The organism is Streptomyces sp. NPDC088354 (assembly GCF_044753585.1).
Lineage (GTDB): Bacteria > Actinomycetota > Actinomycetes > Streptomycetales > Streptomycetaceae > Actinacidiphila.
In genome coordinates, this window is sequence record NZ_JBIVNJ010000006.1 from 290,481 (window position 1) to 311,713 (window position 21,233).

General features: G+C 72.8%; 19 protein-coding genes and 1 pseudogene. 6 read left to right on the top strand and 14 right to left on the bottom strand.

Annotated elements, in window-relative coordinates; translation table 11 throughout:
- A complete protein-coding gene (locus tag ACIP98_RS13105; protein WP_319659661.1) occupies positions 1-978 on the top strand; it encodes a zinc-binding alcohol dehydrogenase family protein in 978 nt (325 codons plus the stop codon).
- A 48-nt stretch (positions 979-1,026) separates the two neighbouring features.
- Positions 1,027-1,407: a hypothetical protein gene (locus tag ACIP98_RS13110; RefSeq protein ID WP_319659459.1), complete on the top strand. Its 381-nt coding sequence runs from the start codon at positions 1,027-1,029 to the stop codon at positions 1,405-1,407.
- 54 nt (positions 1,408-1,461) lie between these two features.
- Here the strand turns inward: ACIP98_RS13110 and ACIP98_RS13115 are convergent, their stop codons facing one another.
- Together ACIP98_RS13115 and ACIP98_RS13120 are read right to left on the bottom strand one after the other, a co-directional pair.
- Positions 1,462-2,175, bottom strand: a complete 714-nt coding sequence (locus tag ACIP98_RS13115) for an NPP1 family protein (protein ID WP_401975641.1) — start codon at positions 2,173-2,175, stop codon at positions 1,462-1,464.
- A 396-nt stretch (positions 2,176-2,571) separates the two neighbouring features.
- A complete protein-coding gene (locus ACIP98_RS13120; protein ID WP_401975586.1) occupies positions 2,572-4,527 on the bottom strand; it encodes a sigma-70 family RNA polymerase sigma factor in 1,956 nt (651 codons plus the stop codon).
- A 241-nt stretch (positions 4,528-4,768) separates the two neighbouring features.
- Here ACIP98_RS13120 and ACIP98_RS13125 point away from each other — a divergent pair, with 241 nt between their 5' ends.
- Positions 4,769-5,791 (top strand): thaumatin family protein, encoded by a 1,023-nt coding sequence (locus ACIP98_RS13125; RefSeq protein WP_401975588.1) that lies wholly within the window; start codon positions 4,769-4,771, stop codon positions 5,789-5,791.
- 23 nt (positions 5,792-5,814) lie between these two features.
- On the opposite strand, the gene ACIP98_RS13130 is transcribed toward ACIP98_RS13125, so the two are convergent.
- From ACIP98_RS13130 to ACIP98_RS13145, 4 genes are all read right to left on the bottom strand, one after another.
- Entirely contained in the window at positions 5,815-6,582 is a 768-nt protein-coding gene (locus tag ACIP98_RS13130) for a phosphotransferase enzyme family protein (RefSeq protein WP_401975644.1), read from the bottom strand.
- A 64-nt stretch (positions 6,583-6,646) separates the two neighbouring features.
- Complete coding sequence (locus ACIP98_RS13135; protein ID WP_401975590.1) at positions 6,647-7,624, bottom strand: SAM-dependent methyltransferase; 978 nt, start codon at positions 7,622-7,624, stop codon at positions 6,647-6,649.
- A 151-nt stretch (positions 7,625-7,775) separates the two neighbouring features.
- Positions 7,776-9,218: an aldehyde dehydrogenase gene (locus tag ACIP98_RS13140; RefSeq protein ID WP_401975593.1), complete on the bottom strand. Its 1,443-nt coding sequence runs from the start codon at positions 9,216-9,218 to the stop codon at positions 7,776-7,778.
- A gap of 343 nt (positions 9,219-9,561) precedes the next feature.
- Positions 9,562-10,545 carry a helix-turn-helix domain-containing protein gene (locus ACIP98_RS13145; RefSeq protein ID WP_319659454.1) on the bottom strand — a complete coding sequence of 328 codons (984 nt, stop codon included), beginning with the start codon at positions 10,543-10,545 and terminating at the stop codon, positions 9,562-9,564.
- Between the two features lie 230 nt (positions 10,546-10,775).
- Between ACIP98_RS13145 and ACIP98_RS13150 the strand changes: the two genes are divergently transcribed.
- Both ACIP98_RS13150 and ACIP98_RS13155 read left to right on the top strand, forming a co-directional pair.
- Positions 10,776-11,750, top strand: coding sequence for an aldo/keto reductase (locus ACIP98_RS13150; protein ID WP_401975595.1), 975 nt, complete (start codon positions 10,776-10,778; stop codon positions 11,748-11,750).
- Between the two features lie 162 nt (positions 11,751-11,912).
- Entirely contained in the window at positions 11,913-13,418 is a 1,506-nt protein-coding gene (locus ACIP98_RS13155; protein ID WP_319659452.1) for an aldehyde dehydrogenase family protein, read from the top strand.
- Positions 13,419-13,427: 9 nt separating this feature from the next.
- Here ACIP98_RS13155 and ACIP98_RS13160 read toward each other — a convergent pair whose 3' ends face one another.
- Positions 13,428-14,318, bottom strand: coding sequence for an NUDIX domain-containing protein (locus ACIP98_RS13160; RefSeq protein WP_319659451.1), 891 nt, complete (start codon positions 14,316-14,318; stop codon positions 13,428-13,430).
- 335 nt (positions 14,319-14,653) lie between these two features.
- On the opposite strand from ACIP98_RS13160, the pseudogene ACIP98_RS13165 reads away from it, so the two are divergent.
- Positions 14,654-14,965 (top strand): annotated as a pseudogene (locus ACIP98_RS13165) (hypothetical protein); the annotation flags it as partial.
- Here ACIP98_RS13165 and ACIP98_RS13170 read toward each other — a convergent pair.
- The 7 genes from ACIP98_RS13170 to ACIP98_RS13200 all read right to left on the bottom strand — a co-directional run bounded on the left by ACIP98_RS13170 (position 14,901) and on the right by ACIP98_RS13200 (position 21,047).
- Positions 14,901-15,716, bottom strand: coding sequence for an enoyl-CoA hydratase/isomerase family protein (locus ACIP98_RS13170; protein WP_401975598.1), 816 nt, complete (start codon positions 15,714-15,716; stop codon positions 14,901-14,903). The pseudogene ACIP98_RS13165 and the gene ACIP98_RS13170 sit on opposite strands and share 65 nt — an antisense overlap.
- Complete coding sequence (locus tag ACIP98_RS13175; RefSeq protein ID WP_401975601.1) at positions 15,713-16,975, bottom strand: cytochrome P450; 1,263 nt, start codon at positions 16,973-16,975, stop codon at positions 15,713-15,715. Before ACIP98_RS13175 ends, ACIP98_RS13170 begins: the two co-directional genes overlap by 4 nt.
- A gap of 100 nt (positions 16,976-17,075) precedes the next feature.
- On the bottom strand, positions 17,076-18,428 hold the full coding sequence (locus ACIP98_RS13180; protein ID WP_319659447.1) for a cytochrome P450: 1,353 nt from the start codon (positions 18,426-18,428) through the stop codon (positions 17,076-17,078).
- 61 nt (positions 18,429-18,489) lie between these two features.
- Positions 18,490-19,080, bottom strand: coding sequence for an ATP/GTP-binding protein (locus ACIP98_RS13185; protein WP_319659446.1), 591 nt, complete (start codon positions 19,078-19,080; stop codon positions 18,490-18,492).
- Positions 19,055-19,429, bottom strand: coding sequence for a DUF742 domain-containing protein (locus tag ACIP98_RS13190; protein WP_319659445.1), 375 nt, complete (start codon positions 19,427-19,429; stop codon positions 19,055-19,057). Before ACIP98_RS13190 ends, ACIP98_RS13185 begins: the two co-directional genes overlap by 26 nt.
- Positions 19,426-19,827, bottom strand: coding sequence for a roadblock/LC7 domain-containing protein (locus ACIP98_RS13195; RefSeq protein WP_384293148.1), 402 nt, complete (start codon positions 19,825-19,827; stop codon positions 19,426-19,428). The genes ACIP98_RS13190 and ACIP98_RS13195 overlap by 4 nt, the downstream gene beginning before the upstream one ends.
- Positions 19,824-21,047, bottom strand: coding sequence for an ATP-binding protein (locus ACIP98_RS13200; protein ID WP_401975603.1), 1,224 nt, complete (start codon positions 21,045-21,047; stop codon positions 19,824-19,826). The genes ACIP98_RS13195 and ACIP98_RS13200 overlap by 4 nt, the downstream gene beginning before the upstream one ends.
- Positions 21,048-21,233: the final 186 nt, after the last annotated feature.

A 21,233-nucleotide genomic window follows, 5' to 3' on the forward strand; every position in this document is an offset into this window, starting at 1 on the left:
ATGCGGGCGGCGGAGATCGCCGAGCCCGGCCGGCCGCCGCGCGTGGTCGACCGGGAGCCGCCCCGGCCGGGGGAGGGCGAGGTCCTGGTGGAGGTGCACGCCGCGCCCCTGACGCCGCTGGACCTGCTCTGCGCGAGCGGCACCTCCTACTTCGGCCGGCCGCGGACCCCCTACGTGCCCGGTGTCCAGGGCGTGGGCAGCTACGGCGGGCGCACGGTCTGGTTCCCGACGGCGGCCGGTATGGCGCCAGGCGACGGCAGCATGGCCCAGCAGGTGGCGGTGTCCGAGGCGGCGCTGGTGGAACTGCCGCCCGGCGCGGACCCCGTGGCCGTCGCCGCCCTCGGCCTGTCCGCCGTCGCCGCGCACATGGCGCTGACGTGGCGCGGCGAACTGGCGGCCGGGGAGCAGGTGGTCGTCCTCGGCGCCGGGGGCGCGGTCGGGCAGGCCGCGGTGCAACTGGCCCGCGCCGCCGGCGCCCGGCGGGTCGTGGCCGCCGCTCGCTCCGCGGCGGCGCGGCAGCGGGCCCATGCCGCGGGTGCCGACACCGTCGTCGTCCTCGACACCGATGACGTCGGTGAACTGGCCGCCCGTATCGCCGCCGCGGCGGACGGACCTGTGGACCTGGTCGTCGACCCGCTCTTCGGTCCCCCGGCCGCGGCGGCGGCCCGCACCCTCCGCACCGGTGGACGCCTGGTCAACCTGGGCAGCTCCGCGGCCGAGACGTGCCCGCTCGACTCCGGCACACTGCGCAGCCGCTCCCTGCGCATCCTCGGCTACACGAACAACGAACTCACGCCGTCCCAACGGGCCGCCTCCCTGGTCGAGATCGCCCGGCGCTCCGCCGAGGGCGGGCTCACCGTCGCCCATGAACCCGTCCCCCTCGACGGCCTCGCCGCCGCATGGCACCGCCAGGCGACGGGCACCGCGAACGGCCGCGCCGTCCTGCTCCCGCACGGGCCGACGCCTCCCCGCGCCTGATCGGCGCCCGGCCCGGAACCGGGACCGGGGCCGGGGCGTCGAAGCGGCATGAATCCCAGAATCACGTATCTCGTCCTCGTCGCGGCGCTCTCCGCCGCGGTACTCAGCGGCTGCTCCGGTGACGACGAACAACCGCGCCGTGCCGCCGCCCGCGAAACGACGGCCACCGCGGCCGGGAAAGCGGTGCCGTTCGAGCTCTACACCCACTGCGGGATCGACGACGTCCGTATCGGCCCGACGTGGTTCGAGGCGGTGCGGCCGCTCTCGGGCGGTTCCGGCAACCCGCCCGCGGGCTGGGACAACCCCACGCAGCGCGGCACGATGACCCTGGTCTCACCGACCGCGGCCGTGTTCACCGACGCCGCGGGGCACGAGGTGCGCTTCCGGGCGCGACCGGGTGCGACGGCCCCCAAGCGCGTCTGCGAGTGAGACGCGGCCTCTCGCGGACGGCGCCCCGGGCGGGGCACCGTCCACGAGGGTGGATCAGGCGTTGGGGTCGAACGGGATGCCGGACGGCTTGGAGTTGGCGAGGGTGGAGTTGAAGCGGGCGTCGTTGATCTTGATGGTCGCCGAGCCGAAGTCCGCGTTCATGAGCTCGTCGCGGAAGCCCGCGGGGTAGCCCTCCCAGCCGACGAGCCGGGGGTAGAACCAGCCGCCGGTGGCGTTCTCCGGCGGCTCGTCATTGGTGCCGGCGAAGCGGAAGCAGTGGGTCGAGGCGCCGTCCTTGTGGTACACGATCTTGGGGTGGGTGCCGTCGAAGCGGATCGCGGAACGGGCGGCGATCTGGTAGCCGGAGTGCTGGGACGCCGCGACGTACTCGACCTGGTTGTTGTGGATCCAGACCACGACGTGCTCCCAGTCGTGGGTGTGGCCGATGGCCGCAGGGCCGAGCGTGGCCTGGTCCTTCTCGAAGTAGCTGGCGTACACGACGGCGCACCAGTCGTTGTTGCACTTCTCGCGCGAGTACGTGTTGGCGTTGGCCAGCTGGGCGTAGTCGTGGCAGTGGCCGTTGACGTCCCCACCCAGCTTCAGGCCGGGGTTGAGGGTGCCGTCGGCACCGATCGCGGCCGTGGCGTAGCAGCCGTCCCCGTCGTAGTCGTACGCGGGGGAGAAGGACTGCTCCAGTCCGTCGGCGTTCTGCGGCAGGAGCTGGAGCACGGAGGCGTTCGCCTCGGCGGGGAAGGCAAGGACCGCCATCGCGCCCAGGGCGGTCGCGACGGCGCCCAGACGCAGACGGCCCGGGCGCCGGGTGCGGGACGTCGTTTCGGTGGGATTGTTTTTCGCCGACCTCAGGCTGCGCACGAGAACTCCTCGACATAAAAGGGGGCAAGGGTTCTCCTTGAGAATTCCTTGCCCGAGGACTGACGGTTTCGCGCGACGAAGTTTCCGGCGTGCCGGAAGGCCGGAGTGGTCATCTCCGGCCATGTCTCCGCCTGTTGGTGCGTCGACAAGTTATCCGAGGCCGATCCGGTGGCGCAAGCACGCAATTCCGGATCGGCATTCCCGACATGTCCCGGCTTTAGCCAACGGGCAGGAACGGCGAAGGTCCCGGGAAATTAAATACGGTTGTGAATCGACCGACGGCCCGGGGCGTTATGAGTGCGCCGCCTGGAAAGCCCGGCCGGCGGCCGTCGCCGTCGTGCCGTCGGTGAACAGGCCGCTGCTCGGGGCGGAGGCGTCGGCCCCGAGCCCGAACCACGCGTAGCGCTGGAGGTACGGCAGGCCCTCCAGCGCCTTGGTGGAGGCCGTGACGAAGGCCGCCTGCTGGTCGGCGGAGGGGAAGCGGGTGCCGTGGGAGAAGTCGATCAGCGCGTACTCGGTGAGCCAGATCGGCTTGTGGTAGCGCTGGTACACCGCGTTGAGGTAGGACGTGAGCTGCCCGACCGCCTCCGCGGTGCGGAAGTCGCCGCCGTACCAGTGGAGCGTGATGAAGTCGACGCGGTAACCCTTCGCCTTCGCCCCCGACATGAAGCGGTCGAGCCAGCCGCCGGGGGTGTCGCCGCCGTAGGCCACCGCGGGGCTGCCGAGGACCCTGCCCGCGTCCATGAGCTGCGGCCACAGCGAAAGGGCCTGCTCCACCGTCATGTTCGACTGCTGGGCCATGTCGGGCTCGTTGAAGCCCAGCAGGTACGGGCCCTGGGACCTGGCCTGGGACAGGTTCTGCGGGGTGACGGAGTCGCGGCCCCAGATCATCGGGACGAATCCGGCCGAGGGCGGGCTCGTCACCTCCGAGTGCGTGGTGGACCAGGTGTAGTACCAGCTCGCCCCGGACGCGGCGAGCGCCTTGCTCACCCCCGGGAAGGTCCACACGCCCACGCCCTTCTTGGACGTGGAGGCCACGGCGACCGCGGGCGGTGCGGCCGGTGCCTTGTGCGTGGGCTTGGGCGTGGCCTTCTTCGCCGGCGACTTCGAGGTGCTCGGGGAGGGGGAGGGGCTCGCGGAACGCGCCGAAGGGGTCGGCGAGGCGGCGGCCGCGACCGCGGGTGCGGACCGGGCCGGCGGCGCGGCCTTCCCGGGGGTGCCGGACGAGCCCGTCGTGAGCCCGGCGGCCACCAGCGCCACGGCGACCACGGCCGCGACCGCGGCCCCCGAGACGACCGGCGCGCTGAACACGCGCGACGCGGGCCGGGCGGCCCGGTGCGCATGCCGCGCGCCGCCGACCGCCTTGTGTCCCGCAGAGTTCCCGGAACCGCCGGATGACCATGGCCCGCCGGTCCCGGTGGCCGTCCCCGCCTCGCGTACGACGGCCGCGACCACCCGCGCCGGGTCGAGCGCCGGGGGCAGCGCCAGCAGCGGAAGCCCGCTCAGCAGGCGATCCATGGGGAACAGCCCCTCCTCCATCCCGCCGCACACCGGGCACCCGCGCACGTGCCGCGCGAAGCGCTTGCGCCACAGCGGGCTCGGCACGCCGTCCCAGTTGTCGGCCGGTGCCTGCAGCCCGGCGCACCGGGGCGTGGCGTTCAGGGCCCGCACCACCACGCGGGCGGCCTCCATCTGCTTCTTCATGCGCTGCACCCGTACGGCGGCGTGCCGGTCCGACAGGCCCAGCGCGGAGGCGAGTTCGGGCCGGTCCAGCTCGCCGCTCTCCTCCAGCCACCACAGCGACAGCAGCTCCCGGTCGTCCTCGTCGAGCCACCGGGTGGCCTCGGCGACCTCGCGGCGCTGCTCGGTCAGACCGAGCCGCAGGATCGTCAGCCCGGCGAAGTCGAGGCCGGGGTCGGGTATCTGCTCGGCGGCCTCCAGGCCCGCGCTGCGGTCCCGGGCCGTCGCGCGCAGCCGCGCGTGATCGCGGACCTGCCGGATCGTGATCGCCACCAGCCAGGAGCGGAACGCCCCCGGGTCCCGCAGCTCCGTCAGCCCCCGCACCATGCGCAACAGCGTCTCCTGTACGACGTCGTCCACGTCGGCGTGGCCGTTCAGCGCCCGGCCGACGATGTTGTAGACCAGCGGCAGGCACTCGGCCACCAACTGGTCCAGCGCCTGCCGGTCGCCCGCGCGTGCCGCCACCACCACCCCGGCGCCGGGTCCGTTCCGGTGGGTCTTGCGCATGTGACTCCACTCTTCCCTTCGTACCGGCGCCCCGTGGCGCGGCACTTGGTCTCGCTGCCCTGTCCCGTCCGGCCCGCGATCGGGGCGGACGGGGATGCCTGCACATACAGGAGACGGCCGGCCGCAGCCCGGACAACACAAACTCCGCGGGATCGCCGCACGGATTTGTGTTGTCGGGCGCCCCCGGGCGCGGTCCCCGATACGTGCGCACGCACCAGGTGAGGACGAGGAAGGCACAAGGATGGCACGACGCAGTCGGCACGGAGCGAGGTCCCCGCGCACGCGGCGGTGGACGTTCGCGGCAGCAGCGGTCGCGGTGGCGGTTCTGGCGGTCTACGGGGCCCTCACGCAATTCGGCGCGGACGACGGCCGCCCGGCGACACTCGCCGTGACGGCCGGAAGGGACACGGCCCCGGCCGAGCCCCCCTCCGCGGCGGCGACGCGGACCACCCCGGCCGCGTCGCCCTCGGCCTCCACCTCGGCGAGCCACCGGCCCTCCGGCTCGCCCGATCCGTCGGCGAGGACGAGCAAGCGGCCGTCGCACGGCGCCAAGGCCACGCCCGAGGCACCGGGGTCGCAGGCCGCGGCCCCGGCCGGCAGCCGGGCGATCACCCTGGTCAACCGTACGCAGGAGACGATCTGGGCCGTCGTCACCGACTCGCCGGCCTATCCCGACGGCCGCAGGCTCGCCCCCGGGCAGAGCACGTCGCTGACCGTGGGGAACAAGTGGGGCGGCCGGATCTGGGGCCGTACGGGCTGCGCGACGACGGCCGCGAGCGCCTGCCGCACCGGTGACTGCACCAGCGTGTGCACCGGTCCCAACCCGCCGACCACGTTGGGTGAGTTCACCTTCGACGCGTACGCCGGTCTGGACTTCTACGACGTGAGCATGGTCGACGGCTCCAACCTGCCCATGTACATCAACATCTCCCACACCACCAGCAGCGACCCGGTCAGCGCCTCCGGCTGCTACAAAGGCACCTGCACGAGCCCCGTGGTCTGCCCGAGCGCCATGCAGGCCACGTCCGGCGGCCGGGTCATCGGCTGCAAGCCGCCCTGCGCGGCGTTCGGCGGCGACGTGTACTGCTGCCGCGGGGCGTGGGCGGGCCGCGCCAAGTGCGTCCCCTCGAAGTGGCCGGTCGACTACACCCGGGTCTTCAAGAAGGCCGCGCCGTACGCCTACTCCTACGCCTTCGACGACTCGGCGACCATGTCCTGCAAGGGGGCCTGCTACTACCGGGTCACCTTCGGCACCACGGGTTAGCCCTGTTCCCGGCGCCGGGCCGGTCAGGCGAGCAGGGCGGCCGTGAACGTCTGACGGTGGCTCGCGAGCCAGCCCTGCATGCGGTCCCAGCGCTGCCAGCCGCCGCGCTCGGCCAGGATCCGTCCGTACTCGGGGTCGCCGCCGGCCACGCGGCCGGCGACGAAGGCCCGGCAGGACGCGGTGGCCTCCTCGACCAGCGCGGGCAGTCCGGCACGCTCCCGTGAGCCGAGGCCGTAGCCGTCGGCCAGGACCCGCAGCCGCTCCGGGGCGTCGAGTCCGGTGGGGTACAGGGGCGCCGCGGACTCGGGATCGAGCATGGGCACCCAGTAGCGGGCGGTCATGGCGAGGTCCCACACGGGCCTGCCGGGGGCGGCCAGGTCGAAATCGATCAGGGCCGCCGCCCGGCCGTCGCGGAAGACGACGTTCTCCGGGCACACGTCGTTGTGGCACAGCATCGTCCCTCCTTCCGGGTCGGCCAGGGCCCGGGGCCACTCGGCGCGGGAGTCGACGCGGATGCCCGCGCTCGCCTCGTGCAGGCGCCGCAGCAGGCTTCCCACCGACCGCAGCGCGGTCGCGGTCATCGCCCAGCGGGGGAACGGCGGCAGAGCGACGTCGCCGGGGATCCAGGTCAGCTGCTCGCGGCCGTCGTCGGTGAGACGCACAGGTCTTGGAGCCGCGTCGAAGCCGCGTTCCCCGAGGGCGCGGAGGTAGCCGTGCAGCGCCGGCGCGGTGCGCGGCGCGGGCCGTTCCACCAGGGCTCCACGACGGAGGACCGCACCCGCGTTCATCATGCCGCCGGTCAGCGCCTCGCCGTCGGCGGCCCCGCTCCCGGGCGCCGTGCCGGTCACGTCGACGTCAGCTCGGCCGCGGGCGGCGGCCGGCCACGAGCACGGGCCCGCCGGGCACGGTCGGGAACCGCCGCACGTCCTGCAGCCCGCGGGCGGCCAGTACCTCCGCCATCCGGTCGGCGTCGTAGGCGGAACCGCCGTTGCGCGCGGCGTTCCAGCGGCCTACCGCCCGGCGCAGCCCGTCGGGGGACGGCGAGCCGGCCCCCGCCACGAGCCAGCCGCCGGGCACGAGCGCGTCGGCCAGCCGGGGCAGGGCGGTCTCCAGGACCGCCTCCGACAGGAAGGGGGCGGGCAGCCACACCAGGTCGTACGCGGCCCGTTCGGAGGTGTCGGCGACGTCGCGGCGGAGCAGGGTCACCCGGTCCGCGGTCCCCGGCCGCGCCTCCGCCAGTTCACCGCGTGCCAGGTCCAGCGCGCGTTCCAGTACGTCGATGCCGGTGACCCGGGCGCGGGGGAACGCCTCGGCCAGCGCGAGGGCCAGCGCGGCCACCCCCGTGCCGACGTCGAGGATGTGGCCGCCGTCGCCGGCCAGGCGGTCGCCCAGGCCCGGCAGTTGGGGCACGATCCGGCTGCCGAGCGCCCGGCCGACCGCGGCCGACGCCCGGCCCTGGTGGAGCAGGACCCGGTCGTCCAGCGCCGCCCAGCCGCCGGAACCCTCACCCGTCGCCGCGGTCAGGGCCTGCCGCATCGAGCTGAGGCGCGCCTCCACGGCGCTGCGAGCCGTCGGGCCGTCCGGCGGGACCAGCGACGGGTGCGGGACGAACGCGGTCCCCTCCCGGCGCACCAGACCGGCCTCCTCCAGGACCTCGGTCCGCCGGGGGTCGGCGGCCAGTACCTCGGCGAGCGGCGCGGTGAGCGCGTCGTGCAGCGTGCCGACCATCGCGGCCATGGCCCAGGTAGCGGCCTCCAGCACGGCGGCCGGGTCCTCGTCGAGGGGCAGGACGGGGCCGGCGGCGGCGCCGGACGGCGTGGGTGGGGTGGTCATGGGCGGGGCCTCCTGGTCGTACGGCTTGCACAGCGGGACACGGTGCCCGCGCGCCATCCGTTCGAACCGGGCGGGGCGGCACCCGGCTCACGGGGGTCCGGCGGACCGCCCGTGCCCGATCGTAGTCGCCGGCCGTCGGCGTCAGGACTGGTCAGGGGCGGTAGATCGACTGGGACCACTGGTACGCCCGCAGGCCTTCGGGGCCCAGTTCGCGGCCGAGCCCGCTGCCCTTCACGCCGCCGTAGGGCGAGGCGATGTCGGGCTGGTACCCGTTGAGGCCGATCGTGCCCGTGCGGATCCGGCGGGCCACGCGCGCCCCGCGCTCCGGGTCGGTGGTCCAGACACTGCCCGCGAGGCCGTACACGGAGTCGTTGGCGAGGCGGACGGCGTCGTCCTCGTCCTCGTAGCGGGTGACGGTGAGGACCGGTCCGAAGATCTCCTCCTGCGCGATCACCGAGGAGTTGTCGACGTCGGCGAAGACGGTCGGCTCGACGAACCAGCCGCGGTCGAGACCGGCCGGCCGGCCCCCGCCCGTGGTGATCCGGGCGCCGTCGGCCCGGCCCTTGCCGATGTAGCCCTCCACGCGGTCCCGCTGCCGTGAACTGACCAGCGGGCCGATCTGGGTGTCGGGGTCGAGGGCGTCGCCCACCCGCGCACCGCGCGCCACGGCGGTGTAGACCTCCACGACCTCGTCGTAGCGGCTGCGGGGTGCGAGGATCCGGGTGCTGGCGAAGCAGGTCTGACCGTTGTTGAGCAGGCTGGTGGCGAAGAGCTCGCCGGGGTCCGCCATGAGGTCGGCGTCGTCCAGGACGACGGCCGCGGACTTGCCGCCGAGTTCCAGGGTCACCGGCCGCAGCAGCGCCGCGCACGCGGCGGCGACCCGGCGTCCCGACGCGGTGGACCCGGTGAAGGAGACCTTGTCGACTCCCGGGTGCGCGACCAGGTAGGCGCCGATGTCGCGCCCGCCGGGGACGATGTTGACCACGCCGTCGGGCAGACCCGCCGCCGCGACCGCCTCGGCCAGCAGCACCGAGTCCAAAACGGTCTCCGGAGCCGGTTTGACGACCAGCGTGCACCCGGCGGCCAGCGCCGGCGCGATCTTGAAGAATCCCACGGTCTGCGGGAAGTTCCAGGCCATGACGGCGGCGACCACGCCCACCGGCTCCCGGCGGACCTCGGTGGTGCCCCGGGGCAGACCGGACCGGAACTCGACTCCGGGCGCCGAGGTGACCAGAGCGGCGTAGTAGCGCAGGAGGGCGGCAGGCACGGACCCCTCGTACGCGCGGGCGATCGAGATCGGCATGCCGTTCTGCGCGCTGACGCTGCTCGCCGTCGCATCACTCCGCTCGTCGAGCTCCTGCGCGAGCCGGAGCATGGTGGCCGCGCGGCGTTCCGGCTCCCAGGAGGGCCAGCCGCCCGGGGCGTCGAACGCGGCGCGGGCCGCGCGGACGGCGTGGTCGACGTCGGTGGTGCCGGCCTCCGGCACGGCACCCAGGTGGTCGCCGGTGCTGGCCGAGGTGACGGTGATGGTCCGGTGGCCCGAGGGCGCGGCCCACCGGCCCCCGACGAACAGCCGGTTCCCATGTGCATTCATGGCAAGGGAGGTCATAGCGGGCACTTCCTCCGGCGGCGGCCGGCAGGGCCGCCCCCTGTTGGGTCCCGTGGCCGTGGCCGCCGACGTGCCGCGGCACCGGCCCGGGGTGTGTGCGCGATGGTGGTCCGGCGCGCCGCGACGGCGCGTCCGGCGTGCGAGCGACCCGCTGAGCGGCAGGGGGGCGCTGCGCCTTGGAGGCCGCATCGGGGGCGGGTGTGCCCTCACCGGCGGCGGTTTGTGCGATCTGTGCGGTGGTGCACCGCAATGTCCACGAGGCTACACCCATCTGGGGGCACGTGACACCAGATGGGTCGGGTCACCGGCGCAACGGCCTGACGGTGCGTCAGATCCAGCCGCGCCGGGTGGCCTCCATGGCGATCTGGAAGCGGGTCTGCGCGCCGAAGCGCTGCATGAGCTTGGTGACGTGCCGCTGCACGGTCCGTTCGCTCCACCCCATCGCCCGCCCGGCGGCCTTGTCCGTCGCGCCCGCCGCGAGCAGCGTCAGCAGCCGCGCCTCCTGCGAGGACAGCTCCTCCCGGCCGTCCTCCGCCGTGACCGCCTCGTGCGCCCGGACATGGACGCTGCGCTCCCACATCGCCTCGAAGAGGGCGATCAGGGCGTCCAGCAGGGGGGAGGGGTGGATGATGTAGCAGGCGGTCACGACGCTGTCGCCGGGGCGCAGCAGCGGGATGATGGCCAGCCGCTCGTCCGACACGGCCAGTTTCATGGGCAGGCCGGGGGCGATGCGCGCCTGTTCGCCGTGACGTATGCCGACGGTGACGTCGTCGAGCCAGCCGGGCAGCGCCAGGACGCTGCTGTCGTAGATGACGCGGTAGGCCACCCCCCGGCCCAGTAGTTCGAGCTCGTCCGGGTTGGGCTCGGTGTGCGCCTCGACGGCGGCGTACGGGGGCCGGTCGAAGCCGCGGACCTGGGTACGGGTGCTCTGCTGCATGTGCGCCCAGCGGCGGTTGACGTCGTCGCGGCCGGAGACCACCTCCACGAGGTCGTCCGGGTTCACGAAGCGGGTGGCGGCGCGGTAGACGTCCATCAGGCCCGCGACCTGTCCGCGCACGTCGTTCAGCGCGCGTTCCCGGTCCCGCAGCACCGCCTCCAGGCCGGTGTCCGGGGAGACCGCGACGTAGGTGACGGGACGCCCGGGGGAGCGGATCGCGAGGCCGAGTGCCGCCAGTGTCTGCAGCGAGCGCCGGGCCGCCGCGGCGGCGAGATGGCCGTCGTGGGCGAGGTCGGCGACGGTGGCCTGGGTCCGGCGGATCAGGATCTCGTAGACCGCCTCGTCCTGCCGGCTCAGGCCGATCGATTCGAGCATGATCCTTCTCCGTGCGACGGAAGCGTGAACGCGTGTCGTTCTTACGACACTTGGCGGGAAGCCACCGCCGGTTCATCTTGTCAGGACGATCAAGCCTATGCCGGCGTTCCGGCATTTCCGCCGCTCGCCCGGCCGCCGGGGACGGTCCCGCGCCCTCGCGAGTGATCGCCTATGGTCGTGCCGACGGGGATCGATCGCGCCGCCGAGGCGGCATCCGCGGGAGGACGACTGTGCGCACGAGGGACCTGGGACGCAGCGGGCTTCAGGTGTCCGAGATCGGCTACGGAGCCTGGGGCATCGGGGAGTCGGCGTGGGTGGGCGCCACCGAGGACGAGTCGGTGCGGGCGCTGGACCGGGCCGTCGACCTCGGGGTGAACTTCATCGACACCGCCCGCGGCTACGGCGAGAGCGAGCGCATCGTGGGGCGTTTCGTCCGCCGGCGGGCCGGCGCGGGCGACGGCATCCTGGTGGCGACGAAGGTGCCGCCGAAGAACCGCCTGTGGCCCGCTCCCGACGGCGTGGACCCCGCGGAGGCGTTCCCCGGGGCGCACATCCGCGAGAGCCTGGAGACCAGCCTGCGGGCGAGCGGGCTCGACCACTTCGACGTGCTCCAGTTCCACGTGTGGAGCGACGAGTGGGTGGGCCGCGGCGACTGGCTGGAGACGATCGCCGATCTGAAGCGGGAGGGGAAGATCCGCCTGTTCGGCGTCTCCGTCAACGACCACGAGCCCGACAACGCGCTCGCCCTCGTGCGCAGCGGGGTGGTCGACACCGTGCAGGTCATCTACAACATCTTCGACCAGGCCCCGGCGGACGCCCTCCTCCCGGCCTGCCAGGAGCACGGCGTCGGCGTCATCGTCCGGGTGGCGCTCGACGAGGGCGGGCTGACCGGCCGCGTCACCGCCGGGACCACCTTCCCGGAGGGCGACTTCCGCAACCGCTACTTCCGCGGCGACCGCCCCGCCCAGGTCGAGCGGCACGTCGACGCCATCGTCGCGGACCTCGGCATCGGCCGAGAGGAGCTCGCCGAGACGGCGCTGCGCTTCGTCCTGAGCTCCCCGGCGGTCTCCACGGTGATCCCCGGCATGCGCTCCGTGCGCAATGTCGAGCGGAACGCCGCCGTGAGCGACGGCCGTGCCCTGGCGCCGGGACACCTCGACGTGCTGGCCCGGCACCGCTGGCAGCGCAATTTCTACGGCGGCTGAGCGGGCGCGGCGCCCCGCATCCCGGGCTTCCGCCGCGGACCCCGTCCCACCTGGGGTGATCCCGGTCGCCCGGTACCCGGGGCCGGGTGGGGCGGAGTGTTTACCTGGACTAAATCAAAACAATTGAGGCATATATCCACTAATGGTGCAAACATGGGATGTATGCATACTTCGTGGCTGGCTCATCCGCAGGGCACCCTCGCCGCGCGGCCCCGCACGCGCGAGATCGTGGACCGTCCCTGGCACATGCTGATCGGCGGGGAACTGACCGACGCGGTCGCGGGGGGCACGCTCGACGTGGTCAACCCGGCGGACGAGACGGTGGCGGCCCGCATGCCCCTCGGCGGCTGCGCGGATGTGGACGCGGCGGTCGGCGCGGCCCGCGACGCGGCGCCGTCGTGGGCCGCGACGTCGATCGCCGACCGGGCGGCCGTGCTGACCAGGCTGGCCGAGGCGGTGGAGGCGCACGGCGAGGAACTGGCCTGGATCGACACGATCGACAACGGCAGCCCCATCGGGGTCATGCGCAACGACTTCCGGGTGGCGGTGGCCCAGCTGCGCTACTTCGCCGGCCTGGCGCTCCAGCTGCGTGGCGAGACCATCCCGCTGGCCGCCCACGACGCGCTCGACTACACGCTGCGCGACCCGTTCGGCGTGGTCGGGCGGATCGTCCCGTGGAACCACCCGCTGATGTTCGCGGCGGCCCGCATCGCCGCGCCGCTGCTGGCCGGCAACACCGTCGTCCTCAAGCCGGCCGAGGTGACCTCCCTGTCGGCCCTGCGGCTGGGCGAGATCGCCGCCCGCATCGTGCCGCCCGGGGTGCTCAACATCGTCGCGGGCCTCGGTTCCGTGGCGGGCGAACGGCTCGTGACCCACCCCGACGTCCCGCGCATCGCCTTCACCGGCTCGTCGGTCACGGGCCGGCGCGTCCAGGCGCGTGCGGCGAGCGCCGCCGTGAAGACGGTCACCCTCGAACTCGGCGGGAAGAACCCGATCATCGTCTTCCACGACGCGGACGTGCCCGCCGCGATCGACGGCGTGATGGCCGGGATGAACTTCACGTGGCAGGGCCAGAGCTGCGGCTCGACCTCCCGCCTGCTCGTGCACCAGTCGCTGTACGAGCGGGTGGTCGGGGAGGTGGGCCGGCGCATGGACGCCCTGCGGATCGGCGACCCCTCCGAGAGCGGCACCGACATCGGCCCCCTGGTCTCGGCGGGGCACTACAGCAAGGTCTCCTCCTACATCCGCGCGGGGCTCGCCGACCCCGCCCTCGACCTCGTCGCGGGCGGCACCTTCCCCGAGCGCCCGGGCTACTACGTCCGCCCCACCCTCTTCTCCGCGCCCAGCGGCGCGGGCGGTCCCCTCTTCACGGACGAGATCTTCGGGCCGGTCCTCGTGGCGGCCCCCTTCGACACCTACGAGGAGGCCGTGTCCGAGGCCAACGCCCTGCCCTACGGCCTCACCGCCAGCGTCTGGACGACGTCCCTCCGCACCGCCCTGGCGGCCGCCCGCGACCTGCGCACGGGGTACGTCTGGGTCAACTCCAGCTCCGCTCACATACCCGGCACCGCCTTCGGCGGCGTGAAGAACTCCGGCGTGGGACGGGAGGAGGGCATCGAGGAGCTGGAGGCGTACACCCAGCCGAAGAACGTCTACGTGCGCTTCTGAGCGAGTGCGTCAGGCCCAGCCCATCTCGGTGTACGGACGGCCGTGCAGGATACCGTCGATGGCGGCGCGGGTGTAGGGGACGGTGCTGTCCGGGAGGCGGTCGGCGGGCCACCAGTCCCAGCTGACGCACTTGTCGGGCTCCAGGAGTTGCGGCTCGCCCTTCCACTGCCGGGCGCGGAAGACCAGCTGCAGACGGGGCCGGGTGCCGGGCATGTGGAGCATGTGGACGGCGTGCGCGAACTCCACGTCGTCGGGGTCGATGACCAGGCCCGCCTCCTCGCGGGCTTCGCGCACGAGGCAGGCGACGGCCGACTCCTGCTCGCAGTGGCCGGCCAGGAAGTGGTGCTGCAGCGGTGCGAACCGCGAGTCCGGGTGACGCAGGCCGAGCAGGACCTGACCGTCGCGTTCAAGGTACAGATGGGCGCCGACGACGTTGGGAACGATCTGACGGCCCGGGCCCCCGCCGGACGTCGGCACGGCGCCGCCGGCGGCCTGGTGGCGGGCGATCACCCGGGCCGCCCACGGCGCCATGGTCAGATGGGCCGTCGTCGCGACGTCGAAGAACGCGAACATGATGCCCTCGCCCACCTCCAGCCGGGAGGGGTCGCCGTCCCACTGACCGAGGAAGATCTGGATGTGCGGCCGGGGGAGGCCGTCCGGGCCGGGGTGCTCGACGACCCCGAACCGGGTGAGGCCGATCGTGAGCCCCGCCTCCTCCAGCAGTTCCCTCGCGATGGCCTCCTCCGGCGTCTCCTCGCCCTCCCGGGCGCCGCCGGGGAGCGACCAGGTGCCCGGGTCGCTGATCGGCTTGTCGGCGTCCCGCAGGTGCAGCAGGTACTGGCCGCGCCGGTTGACGATGAGCGCGGTGGTCTGGCGGGGCTCGGGCGTGACCGCGGGCATGGGCGGGTCCTCCGGGGTCGGCGGGGTGGTCGGGCGCGGCTCGGGCGGAACTCCGTTGCGTGTGGCGCGGATTCCGCCATCCAGCAGGATGTCAGGGCCCGCCGGGCCGCTCCAGGCGGATGTCCCGCCCGTGCATGCGGCCCCTGTCGGTCAGGGCCGTCCTCGTCGCACCGATCACGGCGTCCGCCGCCCTGCGGGCCATGGCGGACTTCGCCCGGCACGTCGGCCGGAAGTCCTCGACCCGCAGGCGCATCGTGGTCGGACGGCACGCGCTTGGCCCACTCGCGGCTGGTGTCCCGCCTCTGACGGTCGATCTGCTCGGACACCTTCGCGGTCCCGCGCAGACCACCATGGACTGCGCGGCGTGCGGAGCGAGACCCAGGCGCGTACTTCCTCTTCCGGAACGTACCCGCACCCGCACCGCGTGCGGAGCAGTGTCCCCCGGGGACGCGAACTCCGCCCGCGTGACACTGCTCCGGGCCGGTCCCGAACCGGCTGGTGCCGATCGTGCGAGCGCCGGCGTACCGCCGGTGCCCGGCCCACGTGAGCCAGGAATCAGCGTCGTTCAGGGCGGGGAGGATGTCACATGTGGTGGACCGTGCCGTGGTGGTGCGCGTAGTGCGTGCCCGCCACGACCGCGGCCATGAGCTCCGCGTCCAGGGCCGAGGTGTCGGCGAGGCGGGTGGAGGCCGTGTAGGAGTTCAACAGGGTCTTGGTCACGCGCAGGGCGCCCTCGGGGCGCCGGACGACCGGCCGCGCCCAGGCGGCGATGGCGTCGTCGAGCTGCGCCTCGGGGACGACTTTCTGCAGGACGGACAGGGACAGCGCCTCGTGGGCGTCGAAGGACCTTCCGGTGAGGACGAGTTCGCGCACGCGCGCGGCGCCGATCTCGTTGAGGAGCCGGGGGAGGAGGCCGCCCCAGGCGGTGGGGAGGCCGAGGGCGAGTTCGGGCAGGCGGAAGGAGGCGGTGTCGGAGCCCACGCGCAGGTCGCAGGCGAGGGCCAGGCCGAGCCCCGCGCCGATGGCCTTGCCGTGGACCTTGGCGATGGTGACCGCGGTGTTGCCGCTCAGTGCCTCGCACACGAGGCGGCCCTTCGTGGCCGACGCGCGGATGCCACCGCCGGTGGGGTCGTGGGCGAGGGAGTCGGCGTACTCGGTCCGGTCGCCGCCCAGGCAGAAGTCGTCGCCGGCGCCGGACAGCACGATGACGCGCACCCCCGGCTCCGGGGTGCCGAGGATCGCGAGCAGCTCGTCCAGCATGGCCTCGGTGACGGCGTTGCCCTGATCGGGGTCGTGCAGCTCGATGTCCAGGACCGGTCCCCGCCGGCCGGTCCTGAGGGTCCTGAAGGTGCTGGAGGTGGGGCCGGTGGCGTGCGGGAGGGACTGCGGGGCGTTCATGCCGTCACTTTCATCGAGGTCACGCGGCGGAAGACCATGCGGGGCGCGTACGAGGGCGCGGAGGCGAGGCGAAGTGTGGGGAATCGTTTCAGCAGTGCGGTCAGCAACGTACGGGCCTCGAGCCGGGCCAGTGCCGCGCCCAGGCAGTAGTGGGCGCCGCCGCCGAAGGTGAGATGCGTGCCCTTGCGGAGGATGTCGTAGGTGTGGGGATCGGCGTTGCGCCGCGGATCGTGGTTCGCCGCCCCGTACATCACGTGCACCATGGTGTCCTTGGCGATCGGGACACCGGCCAGGACCGTGTCGTCGGCGGCGACACGGCTGTTGAGGTGGATGGGCGGGTCGTAGCGCAGGGCCTCCTCCACGGCGTCGTCGACGTGCTCGGGGTGGTGGCGCAGCCACTGCCAGCGCGCCGGCTCGTCGAGCAGCAGCCATACGGCGACCGAGAGCAGGGTCGCCGTGGTCTCCAGGGAGGCGATGGTGAGGAACATGACCAACTGGTAGATCATCCGGTCGGCCGTCTCGCGGTCGCCGGGCAGTTGCCCGTCCCAGTGGCGAATCCAGCCGGACAGGACATCGTTGCCGGGCCGCGCGCGCCGGCTGCTCACCAGGTCGGTGAAGAACGCCCGCATGTCGGCCGTGGCCTCCTCCGAGATCGCCAACTCCGACTTGGTGGGCAGCAGTTCCTGCGCGTGGACCTGACGGTGGGTGAAATCGAGGATGTGCGCGTAATCCGTGGCGGGGATGCCCAGCCAGCGGCCGACCGTGACGATCGGCAGCTGCTCGCTGACGGTGCCGACGAAGTCGGCGGTGCCGGCGGTGCGCAGCTCGTCCTCGAGCGCGTCGAGGAGCCGGGCGACGTGCTCTTCGATCTCCGGCTGCATGCCGGCCACGGTGGCGCGGTCGAAGGGGTTGCCCAGGCTGCGGCGCTGGCAGGTGTGGGCCGGCGCGTTCAGCCGGGACAGGGTCCGGCTCATCTCCTGCGTGGCCGGGGCGTGCCAGCGCTCGGTGTCCCGCTGCCGTTCCTGCCAGGCGAAGTCGGGGACGATCCAGTTCCTGCCGCGCAGGACCTGGTCGCAGGTGTCGAATCCGGTGATGAAGTACCCGCCCCAGGGGGCGGGTACGACATCACCCATGGTGCGCAGTTCCTCGTAGAGGGGGAAGGGATCGGCCTGCCCCTCGGGGGTGCGAAGGCGCCGAAGGACGGATATGACGGCTCGACGGTCAATGACTGTTTCGCTCATGTCACCGACTGCGGTCACGCGGAGCTCCTCAGGCTGGGCGTCCGGACCGGCGGAACCTACCCCTCCCCCACCTGCGGTCATGCGGTCCTGGGGTGTTGCTCCTGTCACATGCCTCTCGTCAGACGCGGAAGAGGTCCAGGAAGGTGGACCAGAACCCCTTCTTCGCCTGCGGCCGGGCCGGCGAGGCCGGCTGAGCCTCCGTCACCGCGGGACCGGCCGCCGCGGGCACCTGGGCCCGGGGCAGCGGCTCGGCGAACCGGGTGGCCGGAAGGGGGCTGAAGCTCACCGGCAGCGCCACCAGGGCCCGGTGGAACGGGCCCGGGCGCCACTGCAGCTTCTCCGGGTCCTCGGCGAGCGTCAGGTCGTGGAGGGTGTTGAGGATCTTCTCCACCGCCGTCAGGGCGATCAGCTGGGCGGGCGACTTCGCCGGGCAGGCGTGCGGTCCGGCACCCCAGGCGAGATGGGCGCCCTTGCTCAGCGTCTCGCGCTCGGCGGTCAGCGCCGGGTCGCTGTTGGCGGCCGCGAAGCTGATGACCAGCGGGGTGCCGGCCGCCACCTCCACACCGTCGAGGTCCACGTCCTGGAGCGGGAAGTGCGTGGCGTAGTTGGCGATCGGAGGGTTGTTCCACAGCACGTCGTCCATGGCCTCCTCGATCAGCATGCCCGACCGGCGGCCCGAGGAGTCCTCGGACAGCAGCAGGAGCAGCGTGTTGCCGATGAGGTTGCGCTCGGGCTCCACACCGGCGCCCATGAGCATGACGAGCTGGTCCTTCAGTTCCTCGTCGTTGAGGCCCGCGGGGTGCGCGATCAGCCAGGACGTGATGTCCTCGCCCGCCGTGCGCCGCTTGAGGGCGATCAGCTCCATCAGGCAGGCGGTGAGCTCCTCGTTGGCCCGCAGGGCGTCCTCGCCGTCGAAGATGGCGGCCATCGAGGTGGTCAGCCGGTCACCGATGTCGGCGGGGCAGCCGAAGAGCTTGTTGAACAGCAGCAGCGGCAGCAGCTTGGCGTAGTCGTTCAGCAGGTCGGCACGGCCGCGCTCGCTGAACTGGCTGATCAGGTAGTCGGCTATCTGCTCCACGTCACGGGCCAGCCGGCTGACGTTGAGCCGGTCGAGGCTCTCGGTGACCGCCTTGCGCAGCCGCAGGTGCACCGTGCCGTCGGTGAACAGGCAGTTGGGCCGGTAGGCCATCATCGGCAGGACCGGGTTGTCCAGCGCGATGCGGCCCTCGTTGAGCGCGGCCCAGCGGCGGGAGTCGCGGGCGAAGAGCGTGGGGTTCTGCAGGACGCGGCGCGCGGTGTCGTGCTCGGTCACCAAGGTGGCGTCGACACCGGGGGACAGCTCGACCGGCGCGGCGGGCCCGAAGTCGCGCAACTGGTCGTAGATCCGCCCGGGGTCGGCCGCGAAGTCGTGGCCGTGCATCGGGCATCTGGAAGGGGCGCCGGGGACGGGGGTGGCGTGCTGAGATTCCATGGGGGTTCCTTGAGGGGGCCGGAGCCTTCCCGCCCTGGTAGGCGGTGAAGGGGTCCGGCGGTCAGGCGGCGTGGGTGAGCAGGTGCTGGACGAGGGAGATCAACGCCTGTGCCGAGGAGGCCTCGTCACGGGCGTCGCAGTACACGACGGGGGTGTGCGGGAAGAGGTCGAGCGCCTCCCGGATCTCGTCCTCCTGGTAGCGGTGCTCGGTGTCGAAGTTGTTGACGGCGATGGCGTACTCCAGGCCGTACTTCTCGACGAGGTCGATGACGGGGAACGACTCGGCGAGCCGGGCGGGGTCGACCAGCAGCAGTGCCCCGAGCGCGCCCCGGGACATGTCCTCCCACAGCTGCATGAAGCGCTGCTGACCGGGGGTGCCGAAGAGGTAGAGCACCAGCTCCTCGCTGAGCGTCAGGCGGCCGAAGTCCAGCGCGACCGTGGTGGTCCGCTTGTCCGGCGCGCCCGCCAGGTCGTCCACGTGCAGCGACGCCTGCGTCATCTTCTCTTCGGTGCGCAGCGGGGTGATCTCCGAGAGCGTGCCGATCAACGTCGTCTTGCCCACGGCGAAGTGACCCACCACGAGGATCTTCGCGGCGGTGGTCACCCCCTCCGACACATATGCGCTGTCAGGCAAAGCGCCTTTGGAGTCCATGCAACACCTCTTCGAGGATTCTCTTGTCGACGGCCTGGGCGGGGGGCGGGGCTTCACGGCGCAGCAGATGCCCATGCTCGGTTAAATCGGTCAGCAGCAGCCGTGCGACGCCCACCGGGAGCTCCAGATGAGCGGCCACCTCGGCCACCGACAGATAACCCCCGGAGCACAGCTCCCAGATGGCACGCACCTCGGGCCCGGCCCCGAGGGGCAGCTCCCGGTCGGGGGCGATGGTGACCAGGGTGAGCAGGGACAGCTGGTCCGCGGCCGGGAGTTGACGGCCGCCGGTGATGACGTAGGAGCGGACGAAGTCGCTCGCGACCGGTTCTTCCTTGCCGGACGACGTCATGCTTCGGCACCGGCGTTCTGGCGGGGCGGCGTCGTCATCGCCTTGCCCAGTGCGCCGACCTGTTGCTGCATACGGAAACTCATGGCCTCCATGTCCACGTCCGGGGCCGCCGACGCGGCGAGGTACGCGCCGTCGCCCGCGGCGATCAGGAAGATCCAGCCGTGCTCGTACTCCAGCAGCGTCTGCCGCCACGGACTCGCACCGCCGCCGGCGAACGGGGCGACGGCCCGGGACAGCGACTGCATCGAACTCATCGCCGCCGCGTTGGTCTCCGCGTCGTCACGGCCGATCTCGCTGGACTTCTCCAGCAGCAGACCGTCGGCCGAGACAAGGATCGCGTGCCGGGCGCCGCGCACCTGGAGTACGTCGTTCAGCACCCACGACAGATCGGGGTTCATTGGTCCTGGAGTCCTTCCGTGTTCGTCATGTCCCGACCGGACAGGGTGCCGCGTTGGAACGCCCCGATGCGCGAGGCCCTGGTACCGCTGGCCGGCTCCGGTTCCGGCGCGGGGGTGCCGCCGGATCCGGACGCCGCCGGGGCGGCGGGCTGCGGCAGCACCGTCACCCGCTGGCGGCGGCGCTTGGGCAGGCCGCCCGCCGTGGTGCCGGTGGCGGGCATGGGGACGGGAGCGCTCACGGGTGCCAGGCGCTTGGGGGGCGCCGGCTCGGCGGCGTCGTGGGTGTGGACGGCCTCGGGCTGCGGTGCAGGGACTTCGTTGCTCAGGAGGTCCTCCGGCAGAAGGATTACCGCCCGCACGCCGCCGTACGGGGAGACGGAGTCGACGGAGACCTCGAACCCGTAGCGGGCCGCGAGCATGCCCGCGACGGCGAAGCCGAACTTCGGGGGGTTGCCCAGCGTGGTGATCCCCACCGGAGCGGACGGAGACAGCAGGAGCGCGGCGCGGTCCTTCTCCTCCTGGCTCATGCCGAGGCCGGCGTCGTCGACGATCACGCAGACGCCCTTGGGGACGGCGCGGATGTTGATCTCGACCGGGGTGTCGGGCGCGCTGTAGTTGGTGGCATTGGCCAGCAACTCGGCGAGCACGACGGCCACCGGTTCGACGGCCCGGCTGGCGACCGTGAAGTGCACCTGCGCGTGGATCTGCACGCGGTCGAACCGCCGGATGCGGCCCTGCGCGCTGCGCGCCACGTCGTACACCGAGGCGATGGCCTCGCGGCGGCCGAGCCAGCCGCCGCAGAGCACGGCGATACCCTGGGCACGGCGGCCGAACTGGCTGTTGGCGTGGTCGATCGCCATCAGGTCGGCGAGGATCTGGGGGTCGTCGCCGTACTTCTTCTGCACCCGGTCGATGACGACCTGCTGCTCGTCGGCGAGCACCTGCAGTGTGCGCATCGCCGACTTCAGAACGGTCTTGGTGTCCTCCTCCGCGTCCTTGCGCACTTCCGCCACCTCGGCGGAGTGCTGTTCCCGCAGTTCGGCATGGGCCGCGCGGATGTGGTCCCGCTCCTGCTGCAGGGCGTTGCGCTCACCCTGCAGCCGGGCGTTGTTGCCGCGCAGGATCATGTTGGTCCTGCGGGCGCGCAGGATGATCAAGACGGCGGCGCACAATACAACTGTCGCGATCCACAGGAGTGGATCATCCCAAATCGATGTCATGAGGCTCTCTTCAAGTCGCATCACGACGGAAGCGACGATCGGGGCCGCGGCGTCGGGCCAAGGGCGAACACCGCGACAGGGTGTGTGCCGTCGAGCCGAGCCAAGAGCCGCTCCTCCGCGATGGGGCCCTGGAGACTGTCCCCCGCGCGCATGACGCGCCATCAGCCTTCTGGAAACCCGATCACC